This is a genomic window from Actinoplanes hulinensis (assembly GCF_019429605.1).
GTDB classification, from domain to species: Bacteria; Actinomycetota; Actinomycetes; order Mycobacteriales; family Micromonosporaceae; genus Actinoplanes; species Actinoplanes campanulatus.
In genome coordinates this window covers 1-13,544 of the sequence record NZ_JAHXZI010000015.1, presented here as the reverse complement: position 1 = coordinate 13,544, position 13,544 = coordinate 1, and the positions used below count along the sequence as shown (strand labels likewise).

At 69.6% G+C, this 13,544-nt stretch carries 9 protein-coding genes; 3 read left to right on the top strand and 6 right to left on the bottom strand.

Going from position 1 to position 13,544, the window contains the following annotated elements:
• Positions 1 to 80: 80 nt before the first annotated feature.
• The 4 genes from KZ829_RS26595 to KZ829_RS26580 form a co-directional block, all read right to left on the bottom strand.
• Positions 81 to 3,347, bottom strand: a complete 3,267-nt coding sequence (locus KZ829_RS26595) for an alpha/beta fold hydrolase (RefSeq protein ID WP_220146659.1) — start codon at positions 3,345 to 3,347, stop codon at positions 81 to 83.
• A 633-nt stretch (positions 3,348 to 3,980) separates the two neighbouring features.
• On the bottom strand, positions 3,981 to 4,673 hold the full coding sequence (locus KZ829_RS26590) for a response regulator transcription factor (protein ID WP_220146658.1): 693 nt from the start codon (positions 4,671 to 4,673) through the stop codon (positions 3,981 to 3,983).
• Positions 4,670 to 6,154 (bottom strand): sensor histidine kinase, encoded by a 1,485-nt coding sequence (locus tag KZ829_RS26585; RefSeq protein ID WP_220146657.1) that lies wholly within the window; start codon positions 6,152 to 6,154, stop codon positions 4,670 to 4,672. The genes KZ829_RS26590 and KZ829_RS26585 overlap by 4 nt, the downstream gene beginning before the upstream one ends.
• 6 nt (positions 6,155 to 6,160) lie before the next feature.
• Positions 6,161 to 6,532, bottom strand: coding sequence for a hypothetical protein (locus tag KZ829_RS26580; RefSeq protein WP_220146656.1), 372 nt, complete (start codon positions 6,530 to 6,532; stop codon positions 6,161 to 6,163).
• Positions 6,533 to 6,731: 199 nt separating this feature from the next.
• Here KZ829_RS26580 and KZ829_RS26575 point away from each other — a divergent pair, with 199 nt between their 5' ends.
• From KZ829_RS26575 to KZ829_RS26565, 3 genes are read left to right on the top strand one after another with little or no spacing between them, the layout of a single operon-like run.
• Positions 6,732 to 7,814 carry a phosphotransferase gene (locus KZ829_RS26575; RefSeq protein WP_220146655.1) on the top strand — a complete coding sequence of 361 codons (1,083 nt, stop codon included), beginning with the start codon at positions 6,732 to 6,734 and terminating at the stop codon, positions 7,812 to 7,814.
• The gene (locus tag KZ829_RS26570) at positions 7,811 to 9,865 is read left to right on the top strand and encodes a polysaccharide deacetylase family protein (protein WP_220146654.1); all 2,055 of its coding nucleotides are present in this window, start codon (positions 7,811 to 7,813) and stop codon (positions 9,863 to 9,865) included. The genes KZ829_RS26575 and KZ829_RS26570 overlap by 4 nt, the downstream gene beginning before the upstream one ends.
• A gap of 58 nt (positions 9,866 to 9,923) precedes the next feature.
• Positions 9,924 to 11,807, top strand: coding sequence for an ABC transporter ATP-binding protein (locus tag KZ829_RS26565; RefSeq protein WP_220146653.1), 1,884 nt, complete (start codon positions 9,924 to 9,926; stop codon positions 11,805 to 11,807).
• Between the two features lie 219 nt (positions 11,808 to 12,026).
• Here the strand turns inward: KZ829_RS26565 and KZ829_RS26560 are convergent, their stop codons facing one another.
• Together KZ829_RS26560 and KZ829_RS26555 are read right to left on the bottom strand one after the other, a co-directional pair.
• A complete protein-coding gene (locus KZ829_RS26560; RefSeq protein ID WP_220146652.1) occupies positions 12,027 to 12,806 on the bottom strand; it encodes an alpha/beta fold hydrolase in 780 nt (259 codons plus the stop codon).
• Between the two features lie 31 nt (positions 12,807 to 12,837).
• Entirely contained in the window at positions 12,838 to 13,509 is a 672-nt protein-coding gene (locus KZ829_RS26555) for a DUF4097 family beta strand repeat-containing protein (protein WP_220146651.1), read from the bottom strand.
• Between the last annotated feature and the right edge of the window lie 35 nt (positions 13,510 to 13,544).

The following is a 13,544-nucleotide window of genomic DNA, read 5'->3' as shown; positions in this document are numbered from 1 at the left end:
GGCGCGGACCGGCGGGGCAGACGCCGCGGGCGGGTCCTCGCCCGGGGCTTGCGCCGGATGGGGACCCGCCTTGCGGTGTGTCAGTCGCGGTCGAGGGTGGTGATCTCGCGGATGGCTGCGGCGATCGTGGTGTGGTCCTTGCGGAGGATGGCGCCGTGGTTGCTGGGGACTTTCGCGTGGATTTTGACGTTGGGGTTGCGGGTGGTGACGGTGTCGAGGTTGGCGCGGATGCGTTCCTGCTCGTCGCCTTGGCTGCCGAACGAGGCGCCGGAGGCGATGACGTAGCGGGTGGGGACGGTGATGGCGTCGAGAACCGGGCCGAGTGTCTTCTCTTCGCCGATGCGGCCGAGTTCGATGTTGCTGTCGGCCTGCTGGTCGGGGGTCAGGCGGGGCATCAGGCCGAACGGCCGCAGTACCGGACTGATCCAGCGGAGCCGGCGGAACAGGGTTCGGATTCGTTCCTCGGTGACCTCGTCGAGCCAGTCGTAGGGCATGGCGCCGTCGACGAGGACCGCGCCGATGGTGCGCTTCGGGTTGCGGCTGGCCCAGTAGGCGGCGGCGTACGCGCCGTAGGACCAGCCGACCAGTAGGGCCCGGTCGATGCCCCGGTCGGCGAGGACGGCGTCGATGTCGTTGACGACGGTTTCGAAGGAGTAGTCGGCGGATGTTCTCGACTTTCGGCCGCGCCCGCGTTCGTCGTAGGTGACGTGCCGGTAGCCGGGGCCGAGGTCGGCGATGGTGCGCCGCCAGTAGCCCTGGGTGGCGAATTGTCCGTTGAGGTAGACCACCGGAGTGCCGGGGCCGCCCGTGTCGGTGAAGGCGAGGGCTGTGTCGTCGACGTCGATCATTCCGGTGGTCATCTGTTTCTCCTGGTCGTCAGTTGCGAGGGGGTCAGAGGCTGCGGGCGGTGATGTCGCCGTGGGCGGTGGTGGCCTTGATGGTGAGGGCGGCCGTGGCGCCTTCGGTGTTGAGCAGGGTGTTGTGGACTCGGCCGTAGCCGGTTCCGGCGTCGAGGGTGGCCGAAACACCCTTGGCGGCGGCGACGCCGGGATGCCGAACTGGTGTGCGCGGATCGCCATGTGGGAGTTCGCGCCGCCGTAGCGGGTGATGAATCCGGCGACCCCCTCGGAGAAGATCCAGTCGTAGCCGGGGTCACCACTGGGCAGCATCATGATCTTGCCCGCCAGGTCGGCCGGATGCGCCGAGACCAGCTCCACCCGCCCGGCCGCGCACTCCTGGGTGACATAGTTCGGCTCCGTGCTGGGCAGGTGGAACGCCTTCACGTCGGCCGGTTCGGTGATCATCGGCGGGAGCACCAGCCGGCGGGTGAGCTCGTAGCGCCGCCGGCCCTCCGCGGAACACCGGCGCAGCACCGTGGCGGGGCTCTCGGCGCCGCGGTGCAGCTCGTCGACGCAGTCCACGTCGAGGTACGACATCTCCTCGGCGTCCATGCCGACACCGCGGCCCAGCTGGGTGAAGAGCGACAGCGCCTCGCTCAGGTGCCGGGTGAACTCGAACTTGGAGTTCTCCCGCAGCTCGATGCTGGTGATGATGAAGTTCAGCAGCCCGTACGCGTCCTGCTCCAGGCGGTGCTGGCGCAGCAGGTCATCGATCAGGTGCATGGTCGGCGCCGGCAGCCGGAACGGCTCGGGCGCCGCCAGCTTGACCCGCGAGTTCGGCCAGTCGAAATAGCCGTCGGGCTCCTCGTCGTAGCGCGGGGAGCGGATGTCGTACGTTCCGGGGCGCAGAAAGCCGTACCGGCGCAGGAACTCGGCACGCGAGAGCCCCGTGCGGTCGCGCAGCATCCGGTTGGTGACCGTGTCCAGCGAGGCCATCAGCCGGGCGACGTCCTTCTCGGTGAGCACCTCGGTGTCCACCAGCGACCGCAGGATCTCGGTGGCGATGAACCCCAGTCGGGCGAAGCCGGCGAAGGCCAGGGTTCCGAACCGGCGGCAGTCCTCCAGCAGCCAGTAGATCTGGGTCGGCAGGTCCAGGTCGGACTGGCGAACCTCGCCCAGCTTGGCGCGCAGCGACGCGATGCTCGCCAGGTCCTCCCGGCGCGCCGGGTGCTCCGGATCCATCAGCTGGTTGGTCAGGGTCCGCAGCGCGCTGACGAGGTCGTCGCGCTCCCGCACGCTGAACAGGTGCTCCGCCTGGTTGCTCAGGCGTTCCTGCAGGGTCAGCGAGTAGCAGGAGAACACGACGTCGAACTCCACCTTGTCGTGCAGTTCCGGGTTCGCGGCCAACCGGTCGATGTAGTGGTCGACCAGCCGTTCGGCGAGCTCGTCGTCGATCGAGGCGGGAATCAGCGAGTTGCAGCTCTCCCGGACACCGATGTACGGCAGACCGAAGAAGTCCACCATCAGCGGGAACCCGCGGACGTCGCGGTACCCGTACCGGGCCCGCTGATCTGCCCAGAGACCGTCGGTGATCAGCCGCCGGTACAGCGAGAGGGCGAGCGGGTGCGGCCGGGTGCCCACGATCTCCGCGGGGTTCCAGTCCGGCATGACCCCGAAGACCGTGCGCTTGCCACGCAGGTGGGGATGCGGTTGGGCGGCCGTGCGGACCTTGGTCGCGATGGCGGTCAGCGCCTGTTCGTGGTCGACGTTGTCGAGCAGGGTCTCGACCACCATCGGCCGCACCTGCAGCAGATAGAGATCGCCGGTGTCGTCGAACGCGAACTCGATGTCGAGGTTGTCGCGCTCCAGCAGCTCCTCCAGCTCCCGGGAGAGATCCGTCAGCCGTTGCAGGTGGGGATCGCCCCGGCCGGTGCCGCTGGTCTTCCAGGCGTAGAAGGTGCGCAGCCGGGCCCGTGCCCCGCTGGTGACCGCCGCGGAGTCACCGTTCTCCTCATAGTTGATCACCAGGTACGGGGCGCCGGTGTTGGGATCGCACGTGAAGACGACCCCGGTCATGGTGGCGTTGACGACCAGCGGCTGCACCAGCACCAGCTCCTCGCCGAATCCGTCCAGGACCGCCGTCTCCGGCCGCTGCCGGTAGGAGTCGATGACCGCGTCGACCGCTTCGCGCAGCCCTTGCCTGCCGGCGACGCCGGCCACCGACAGGTAGCTGCCCGGCATCAGGGTTCCGGCGTCGTCCTCCCTGCGGGTGCTGCTGCGCACGATCAGCGGCTGACCGCCCCATGGCCGGCTCAGCACGTCGTCGAGCAACCGGTCCGGGCCGGACTGCCAGGCGTCGACCGGGAAGTACAGCAGAGGGAGCACCCGGGCCGTGCGGACCAGTGGCGCGAGCTGCTCGAGTGTTTCGGCCTTCGAGCCCAGCAGGGCGGCGGGTGAGCCGCGCTGCATCCCGTACGCCGACGAGGAGTTGCTCGCCGGAGAGGTCAAGGCAGGGTGGTGTAACGCCATGATGCTCCTTCGTTTCCGGGCGTGCTCAGGGCAGCAGGAATCCCGTCGTGAGGTCGTGGATGCGCCCGGCGGAAACCGGCAGGCGAGCGCCGTCGAGGCGAAGCGGTGGTGAACATCCGCTACGCCGATCGTTCTTCTGGAGTCTTTTCGGTAACTCCCGCTGAACATCCTGCTACCCGAGCGAATGCGAGGTTAACGACCCCATGGTTTCGTCATCTGAAGTTGACCCACAGTGGACAGTTGGTGCTGTCCGATGCGTCCTGAGCTTGACAATCTCGGCGTAGAAACATTTGTTAATAGATAGACAACCGACATTGTTTAAAATCGTGTGATATCTTGCCGAACCCTTCCCGGGCGGTCACCAGGGGATACGGCCGCCTCACCCCGGGCCTTGTCGCGGGCACCCACGACGACCTCGCCGGATTCGACACCGAAGACCTGTTGACCGAGCAGCTGATCGCCATCCTGCCCGCCGGACATCCCCTCGCCACCCGCACGTCACCGACCATGGCTGACCCACCGGCGGGCCGTGTCGGCGTGCACCTGACCCAGAGTCACGAGCAGCGGGTGGGCATACCGCCCACCAGCGTCTCAGCAGCCGCCGCCGTCGGCTCAGTCCGTGGTGTGGGGTGGAGGATGTGCGTGCAGGCGGTATCCCATTCCGCGCAGTGTTTCGATCCGGGAGTCGCCGAGTTTTCGGCGTAGGTAGCGGACATAGACCTCGACGACGTTGGAGCCGGGGTCGAAGTCCAGGCCCCATACCTGGCTCAGCAGTTGTTCCCGGGTCAGGACCTGGTCGACGTGGCGGAACAACACTTCAGCGAGGGCGTACTCGCGGGCGGTCAGCGCTACCTCCGCCGCGCCGCCGTCGATCAGAATCTTGCGGGTGCGCAGGTCGAGGGTCATGTCGCCGGCACGTAGCATTGTCGGCTCCGGTGCGTGTCCCGGCCCTCTGAGCCTGAGCCGGACGCGGGCGAGAAGCTCATCGAAGCCGAAGGGCTTGCGGATGTAGTCGTCGGCGCCGCTTTCCAGGCCGGTGACGGTGTCGGCGACGCTGTCGCGGGCGGTCAGTACGACCACGGGTAGGTCGATCTTCTCGGCGCGCAGCAGGCGCAGAACGGTCAGGCCGTCGGTGACAGGTAGGCCGAGGTCGAGCACCATCAGGTCGAACGCGCCTGTTCGGGCGTACTGGTAGGCCGACTCACCGTCGGTGACCACGGTGACGACGAACCCGTTGCTGTTCAGGCCGCTCTCCAGAAACGAGGCGATCCGGGGTTCGTCCTCGGCGACCAGGACGCGGTTCATCGGTGGGTCCTGGGCAGGTCGGCGGCTGTGGTGGCAGCAGCGGGATCGTGTGGACGGCAGGCCGGGGTCAGGGGCAGGTCGAGGGTGAATGTTGAGCCCTTGCCCGGAGTGCTGTCCAGCAGTACCCGACCGCCGTGGGCGTGGGCGATGGAGGCGACGATGGCCAGGCCGAGGCCGGCGCCGCCGCGGCTTCGGCGGCCGTGGTGATCGAGGCGGGTGAAGCGGTCGAAGATGCGGGTGCGGTCCTCAGGTGCGATGCCGGTGCCGGTGTCGGTGACGCTGAGCCGCAGCCGGTCGGTGACCGTCGAAGCGCCGATGGAGATCCGGTCGGTGGGCCGGGTGTGGCGTACGGCGTTGGCGGCCAGCTGCATCAGCGCCTGGGTCAGCCGTTGGTTGTCGGCGAGCACCGTCTGCTCGGTGAGGCCGGACACCGTCCAGTGCCGGTCGCCCAGGGCGCTGGCCTTGGCCAGGACCTGCATCACCAGGTCGGTGACATCGACTTCGGACAGGTCCAGGAAGTCGGGGCGTTCGGCTTTGGCCAGCAGCATCAGGTCGTCGACCAGGCGGTTCATCCGTTGCAGTTCGTCCAGCACGAGGGCGAGGGTCCGTGTCCGTTTCGCCGGGTCTTCGCTGATCAGTTCGAGGTGGCCGCGGATCACGGTGATCGGGGTACGCAGCTCGTGGCTGGCGTCGTCGAGAAACTGCCGCTGGCCGGCGAAGGCGCTCTGCAAGCGGTCGAGCATCTCGTTGAAGGTGCGGGCCAGGGCGGCGACGTCGTCAGTGCCGGTCACGGTGATCCGTTGATCGAGGTCGGACTCGCGGATCGTCTCCGCGGTCCGCCGGAGGGTTCGGATCGGGGCCAGGACCCGACCGGCGACCTGCCAGCTCGCCAGACCCGCCAGGCTCAGCGCCACGAAGCTGACCACGCCCAGCACCCGGACCGTCGAGGCGACGCGCTCCTTGACCGGTGCGGCGAACTCGACCACCACCAGGGCTCCGAGGTCCGGAGCGCCCTCGAAGCGCACCGGGAAGACGGCGTACCGGACCGGGCCGGCAGTGCTGGTCACTGTTCCCGTCTGCGGCTGCCCCAGCCCGGCGATCCGGCCCACGAACTGCGGATCGGTGTCCAGCCGGGCCAGCGGCTCGGTGCGGGCGCGATGCGCGGGACGGCCGTCGATCAGGCTGAACAGCGTCTCATCGGCGTCGGGAACGGCCTCCGCGAGGTAGCCGGCGAGCAGGCCACGAACCTCACGGTAGGGCTTGCCTGTTGCGGGGTCCACGGTCCGTCCCGCATAGTCACGCAGCTTATGGCCCTCATGGACCAATTCCTGGTCGAGTTCGGCCTCGGCCCGTTCGGTCAGCACGCGGGCGGCGATGAGTAGTTCCGCGCTCAGCGCCAAAGCCACCAGCAGCATCATCCAGCCGATGATCCGGCTGCGGGCGCTCAAGCTCGCGGCACGGGGCGCAGGGTGGCGAAACATGGCGATTCACCTGTCGGCGCAGTCGTCGTCGATGCCGTCGTCGTCATCGTCGTCGTCTCCGGCTGTCGGCGCGGGTCCGTTGGTCACCCTGGTGGCTCCCGGCGGTGCTGGGGTTCGGGCGGAAGGGGTGGTGGCCGGAGCCGAGGTGGCGGTCCCCGACGAAGGCGGTGCGGGAGCGCGGGTCGCCGGGTCGCCCGGCTGGGTCGAGGCGCCGATCGCGGGAGCGGTCGCGGGCGCGGTCGGCCGGTTGCCGGCGGGGACCACGACCACGCCGCCCACGTCCAGCGGTGGATGCGTGAACAACGCTCCACCGATCATCCACGCGGCAGCCAAGAGCAGCGGTACCGCCAGCAGCGCCGCCAGCCGGCGACCAGTCATGCCATCAAGTCTCCGTCGCAGCCTTGCGGCCGGATGAGCCAACGATGAGAAAACTCTCAGGTCCGCGGCGATGCTCGCGGCCGGCGACGACCCGCTGACCGATATGAGAGGGCTCTAAGGCAGGGCCAAGGCGGGTGTCATCCGGGGCGCACAACCTCGTAGACGAGGAATCCGGTAACGGCCGTAGGAGCGGGTGAACATGACGGTCTCGCAGCACCAGCCCCCGTCCAGCCCTGGACGACTGCTGACGTCCGGTCAGGTGAACCCAGCCGTAGCTCTGCGGCCAGGGTTCGACACCATCGCTTCCCGGGAGGCCATGCGGTGGGCGCGCAACGTCCTGGCCACGGCGGTTCCGCCTCTGGCCGGCAGCCTGGACCAGGTCGTCATGCTGCGTGATGGCCACAGGCGGTTGGCTCTGCTCGAACTCTGCGACGGCCGGTGGTTGGCGCTCAAGCAGTACCGCGACAGCCAGGGCGCCTGGACCCGGAAATGGTTGCAGCGGCTGACCGATGCGGGTTTCGCCCCACCGGCCCGATTCGCGGTGACTCCAGCGCGGGGATGGTCCGGTATCCACCACACCCTGGTCACCGACGTGGCTGGCGGTCATCCCTGGACCCACTGGTTGCGGGCTCCAGCCGCCGGCTGCGCCGCCGCGGTCGCCGCCGCCGACTGGCTGATCCGGTTGCAGTCGCTGTCGGTGACGCTGCCCGACCGCACCCGTTACCGCGCCGGGGAGCAGCTGCGCTGGCAAGCCGGCCGGCTCGCCGACCAGTATCCGGATCACGCCACCCGGCTGCTGCGGGTCGCCGAGACGACCCACCGACTGTTGCACGACAACCGGCAGGCGGCCGGCCCCGGCCTGGTGCCCTCCCACGGAGACCTACACCCGGAGAACCTGCACGTGACACGGGGTGGATCGCCCACGGTGACCGCCATCGACGTCGACACCGCAGGGTTGCGCCGGCCGTCCTACGACGTCGGCTATGCCCTGGCCCAACTGCTGGTCGCCTCATGGATGCGCACCGGATCGTTCCGGCCCGGAGCCGGCGCCGGCCTGGCGTTCTGGCGCCGATGGACTGCCCACAACGGCACCGACGCCGACGCCGTGCCGGCCGAGGTCGCCCGCACCCTGATGCAGAGCCTGCACTTCGAGCTGATCACCTACCGCACCGCCCGGACAGCCCTGCTCGACCGCTGGCTGGACATCGCCGAGGCAGTGCTCGCCGACGGCCTCTGTGCCGCCTTCCACACCCTCACCACCGTCCAGGAGCCCGTGCCATGACTGCCGCCCCGATCGCCTTCGTCCACCACGCCAACCAGTTCGTGATCACCGACGGGTACGCCGACCGGGACGGGATCAGCACCATCGCCGCCAGCTACGACGCGGTCCTGTCGCTGCACGTCGAACTCGGCGTCCCAGCTTCGCTACACATATCCGGCCCGGTGCTGGAGGCCATCGCCTGGCACCGGCCCGCCCTGCTGGCCCGGCTTCGCCAGCACCTGGCCAGCGGGGTGGTCACCCTGATCGGCGGCACCTACGGGGAGAACGTCATGCCGCTGTCCTCGCCCCGACACAACCGCCGACAGCTGCGGGCCTTCCACGATCTCGCCGAGGATCTACTCGAAGTTCCCCGCCAGCAGCTGAGGACCGCCTGGGTGCCCGAACGGGTGTGGGACACCGCGTCGTGCGCGCCGCCGCTGCGCGACACCGCCGCTACCGGCGTGCGCTACCAGCGGGTGCTGCTCGACGATCGGCTGGCCCATCCCCTGCGCGAGGGCCGCTACCCGGGCAGCGCGCGGGAAGCCTTCGACTCCGCCGGCCCGTACCGCTGGCACAGCGACGGTTTCCCCGCCAGCGTCCACGGCCGGCTGCACTGCCCATCGCTGATGCCGTACCGGATCGCCGACGGCCAGGGGCTGGTCGCCGTCCCCATCGCCTCCCACCTGCGCTACCTGGTGCCGCCGCACAACCCCGACCACCTCCGGCTGCTCACCGAACTCGGCGAAGACGCCCGACAGGCCCCCGAGGGATCACTGCTCGTCTTCGCCGACGACCTCGAACGGGTCGCCGGCGTCGCCGGCTGGGAACAAGGACTGGAGCGCTACGCACGGTTCCTGCGCTGGCTGAGCCACAGTCACGCGGTACGCCCGGTCGCGCTCGACGACTGGTGCGGTCAGATCGACCCCGCACCCGAGCTACCCGTCGAGGCCGGCACCTACTACGAACTGGCCCACCAGCACGGCGCCGGCGAGAACTACGCCCCATGGGCCGACGACCCACGCTGGCGCCCGCGCGCCGAACGCCTCGATCACGTGGAAGCCGCCCTCGAACAGGCCGAGAACGACGACGCCGACCCCACCTTGTGCGCGCTGGCCGAACGGCTGGTGCTGCTCGGCCGCCACGAGACCGCCTGGCAGGATCCCGACACCGAAAGCGGCCGCGCCCCCGCCCCGTGGGTGCAGGCCACCGCCGCCCACGCCGCCGACGCGTTGCCCGTGCTCGCCGCCGCCCGCTGGGCCGCCGACCCGAGCCCGCACGGTCTGCGGGTCCTGGTCACCGACGTGGACGAGGACGGCGGCGACGAGGTCGTTCTCAGCAGTGACCGGCTGTTCGCTGTGCTCTCCCCGCGTCACGGGGGCCGTCTCAGCCTGCTCGTGCGCCGCGACACCCACACCGGCACGGCTCCGTGCGCGGTGATGCTCGTGGGCAACCCGGCCGACCACTGGAACTTCCAGGCCGAGCTGCACCAGCACATGCGGACGCCGCCCAACCATCCGGGCGCGCTGGCCGTGCTCGGCACCGAGACCCACCGGCACGAGCTGGGCCGCGTCACAGTCACCCCCGCGGCCGCGGTCGTTGAGCTGATCGACGTCGAGCCCGGCCCCGACCGGGGCCTGACCAAGCAGATGCTCCTGACCGCCGACGGCACCGCCCTGGTGGTGTGCGTACGGCGCAGCGGCCTACCCGGAGAACTGCGCACCACCGTCGCGCTGTCCCCGAACTACCCGACGCTGCTACGGGCCGGCCGGTGCCACACCGACCTGCGCCAGGGCCGAACCTGGTGGGGCGCCAGCACCCCCATGATCGACGCATGGGTCGCGCACGACCCGGCCGAACACACCGGCCAGTTGGTCGCCACCAGCCCGACCACCGGGCACGCCCTGGTCGGCGCCGTCGACGGCTGCGGCCGCCACCTGCACCTGGTGCTGGGCACCGGCCCGGTCGACGACAGCACCGGCGCGGCACACATCGCCGCCGCGAACGCCCAACTACACGCGGCCGCGCCGGCCAGGCAAACCGACAGGATGCCCACGACGGTCGGAGCCAGGTGAACACGACCATGATCCATACGCGAAGAGATCCAGCATCGTCGAGAGGCAAGGAGTGACCGTGTTTGAGATCCTGCGCCGTTTCGGCCCCAACCTACGCCCCTACCGACCCAGGATGATGGCCGGTGGCGTGCTGGTGATGCTGGTGGCGGCCGTCGAACTCGCGCAGCCATGGCCGCTGATGGTCGTCGTCGACGACGTCCTGCGACAGCGCCCGCCCAGCGGCCTGTTCGGCAATCTGCTCGGTCCGGTCGCCGACTCCCCGACAGCCGTGCTCGCCGTCTGCGCCCTGTCCCTGGTTGCGCTCGCCGCACTGGCCGCGCTCGGCACCTACCTGGCCTCCCGGCTGCTGCAGGGCGTCGGGGAGCGGCTCGTCGCCGACCTACGCACCGACATCTTCGACCACCTGCAACGTTTGTCCCTTACGTTTCACGACCAGCAACGGGTCGGGGACCTCGCCACCCGGCTGACCGGCGACGTGACAGCCATCCAGGCGCTGCTGGTAGCCGCATTCAGCACGCTACTGCCCAACCTGGCCCTGCTCATCGGCATCGTCATCGTGGCGATCGCGATCCAGCCGGTCTTCGCCGTGCTGCTGCTGTGCGTCACCCCGGCGCTGTATGCCGTCGTCCGGCACTACCGCGGCGCCATCAAGCACGCCTCCCGCGAAGCGCGTACCCATGAGGGCCGGGTCTCGGGCCACGTCACCGAGACCCTGACCACGATCCGCCTGGTGCAATCCTTCGCCGCGGAGCGCCGCGTTCTGGAGCGGTTCCGCGTCCACAACCGAGCCCGGCTCGACGCCGGACTCCGCGCCGTCGAACTGCAATCACGGCTTCCCGCCGCGGTCGAACTCGTGGCCCAGGCCGGCCGCGCCACCGTGTTGTTCGTAGGTGCCACCCTCGTATTGCGCGGCCAGCTCAGCCTGGGTGTCCTGCTGGTGCTGCTGGCCTACCTGCAACAGGTGTACGCCCCGATGAAAGCCCTTGCCCGGCTCACCTCGACGATCAGCAAGGCACAGGCCGGCACCGAACGCGTGGAAGAGGTGCTGCGGTCCACCGCGGTGGTCCACGAACGCCCCGATGCCATACCCGCTCCCCGGCTGTCCGGCGACGTCGAACTCAGAAACGTCTGCTTCGGCTATCAGCCCGACCAACCCGTCCTGCACGAGGTGTCCCTGCACGTCCGCCCCGGCCAGGTCGTCGCCTTCGCCGGGCACACCGGGGCCGGCAAGTCCACCATCGCCACCCTCGTACCCCGCCTCTACGACGTCACCGCGGGCCAGGTTCTCCTCGACGGGCACGACGTCCGCGACCTCACCCTCCGCTCGGTACGCAGTCAGGTCGCCGTCGTCCTCCAAGAACCACTGATGGTCTCCGGCACGATTCTCGACAACATCGCCTACGGCGCCCCCCACGCCAGCCGCGACGAGCTGCTCGCCGCCGCGCAAGCCGCCTACGTCGACGAGTTCGTCGACCGCCTCCCACACAAGTACGACACCCAGGTCGCCGAGGGTGGCCTCTCGCTGTCCGGCGGACAGCGACAGCGCGTCGCCATCGCCCGCGCCCTCGCCGCGGACACCCCCATCGTGGTGCTCGACGAACCCACCAGCGGACTGGACCCGGTCAGCGAGTCCTACGTGATGCGCGGGCTGGCCCGGCTCACCGCAGGACGCACCGTCCTGGTCATCGCCCACCGCCTGACCACCCTGCGCCACGCAGACCAGGTATACGTCATCGACCACGGCCATATCGTCGAAGCAGGCACCCACGCCGAACTCTCCACCCGGCCAGGACGATTCCGCGACATGAACGAACTACTGGCCGCGCCGTCGCTAGCCAGCTCGTCCAGCGCCTCGACCGTAGCCGGACATCATCACAGCACCCAGCCTCAAGGACCGGTGAACCACGAGTATCAAGATTCCCCAGTCCGCGGCTCGCCGTAGTTTCCGGAGTTCCGGGCCCCCTGTGCTGATCCGTCTTCCGGCCAGGCTCGATCTGGGCGAGACGGTGGGTACGCACCACGCACTTGCTCAGCACTGCCAGGAACCTGGCACCGCCGGCGGTTGCGGTCTCCGTCCCGATGGCGCGGACCGGCGGGGCAGACGCCGCGGGCGGGTCCTCGCCCGGGGCTTGCGCCGGATGGGGACCCGCCTTGCGGTGTGTCAGTCGCGGTCGAGGGTGGTGATCTCGCGGATGGCTGCGGCGATCGTGGTGTGGTCCTTGCGGAGGATGGCGCCGTGGTTGCTGGGGACTTTCGCGTGGATTTTGACGTTGGGGTTGCGGGTGGTGACGGTGTCGAGGTTGGCGCGGATGCGTTCCTGCTCGTCGCCTTGGCTGCCGAACGAGGCGCCGGAGGCGATGACGTAGCGGGTGGGGACGGTGATGGCGTCGAGAACCGGGCCGAGTGTCTTCTCTTCGCCGATGCGGCCGAGTTCGATGTTGCTGTCGGCCTGCTGGTCGGGGGTCAGGCGGGGCATCAGGCCGAACGGCCGCAGTACCGGACTGATCCAGCGGAGCCGGCGGAACAGGGTTCGGATTCGTTCCTCGGTGACCTCGTCGAGCCAGTCGTAGGGCATGGCGCCGTCGACGAGGACCGCGCCGATGGTGCGCTTCGGGTTGCGGCTGGCCCAGTAGGCGGCGGCGTACGCGCCGTAGGACCAGCCGACCAGTAGGGCCCGGTCGATGCCCCGGTCGGCGAGGACGGCGTCGATGTCGTTGACGACGGTTTCGAAGGAGTAGTCGGCGGATGTTCTCGACTTTCGGCCGCGCCCGCGTTCGTCGTAGGTGACGTGCCGGTAGCCGGGGCCGAGGTCGGCGATGGTGCGCCGCCAGTAGCCCTGGGTGGCGAATTGTCCGTTGAGGTAGACCACCGGAGTGCCGGGGCCGCCCGTGTCGGTGAAGGCGAGGGCTGTGTCGTCGACGTCGATCATTCCGGTGGTCATCTGTTTCTCCTGGTCGTCAGTTGCGAGGGGGTCAGAGGCTGCGGGCGGTGATGTCGCCGTGGGCGGTGGTGGCCTTGATGGTGAGGGCGGCCGTGGCGCCTTCGGTGTTGAGCAGGGTGTTGTGGACTCGGCCGTAGCCGGTTCCGGCGTCGAGGGTGGCCGAAACACCCTTGGCGGCGGCGACGGTGACGTTGCCCATCTGGGCGCTCAGGACGACCGTGCCGGCGGTGGCCTCGGCGACGGTGATGTCGCCCTTCTGCGTGCTGATCTCGGCCGAGCCGGTGAGCCGTCCGATGGTGATGTCGGCGCCGAGGGCGTCGATGGCGAGGCTGCCGGCTTCGTCGATCTTGACGGTGCCGTGCAGGCCGGTGGCGGTGACGTCGCCGAGCCGGCCGACGCCGCGGAACTCGGCGGCGCCCGCGGTCGCCTCGACCCGCGAGCCGGACGGCACCTGAAGGGTGACCTCGACGGTGCCGGACGGGCCGAACATCTGCTTCGCCGCGGCGGGGCCGGTGACCCGCAGGACGCCGTCGGTGAACTCGACGGTGGTCTGCTCGGCGGCCTTCACGTCCCGGTTCTTGGCCGGGTCGTTCGGGCGGACCTCGACGGTGGCGTCCGTGCGGTCGGCGGCGATGACCTGGATGCGGCCGGCGGGGATGTTCAGGACGGCGGTGACGGCGGCGGTGGTGTCGAACTTGTTCATGATGCTCTCCCTGTGGAGTCGTTGTTTCCGATGCG

What these genes read in the sequence shown, in the direction of transcription:
- KZ829_RS26560 (WP_220146652.1), bottom strand. Translation starts at nt 12,806, where the DNA reads ATGACCACCGGAATGATCGACGTCGACGACACAGCCCTCGCCTTCACC.
- KZ829_RS26585 (WP_220146657.1), bottom strand. Translation starts at nt 6,154, where the DNA reads ATGTTTCGCCACCCTGCGCCCCGTGCCGCGAGCTTGAGCGCCCGCAGC.
- KZ829_RS26575 (WP_220146655.1), top strand. Translation starts at nt 6,732, where the DNA reads ATGACGGTCTCGCAGCACCAGCCCCCGTCCAGCCCTGGACGACTGCTG.
- KZ829_RS26555 (WP_220146651.1), bottom strand. Translation starts at nt 13,509, where the DNA reads ATGAACAAGTTCGACACCACCGCCGCCGTCACCGCCGTCCTGAACATC.
- KZ829_RS26570 (WP_220146654.1), top strand. Translation starts at nt 7,811, where the DNA reads ATGACTGCCGCCCCGATCGCCTTCGTCCACCACGCCAACCAGTTCGTG.
- KZ829_RS26580 (WP_220146656.1), bottom strand. Translation starts at nt 6,532, where the DNA reads ATGACTGGTCGCCGGCTGGCGGCGCTGCTGGCGGTACCGCTGCTCTTG.
- KZ829_RS26590 (WP_220146658.1), bottom strand. Translation starts at nt 4,673, where the DNA reads ATGAACCGCGTCCTGGTCGCCGAGGACGAACCCCGGATCGCCTCGTTT.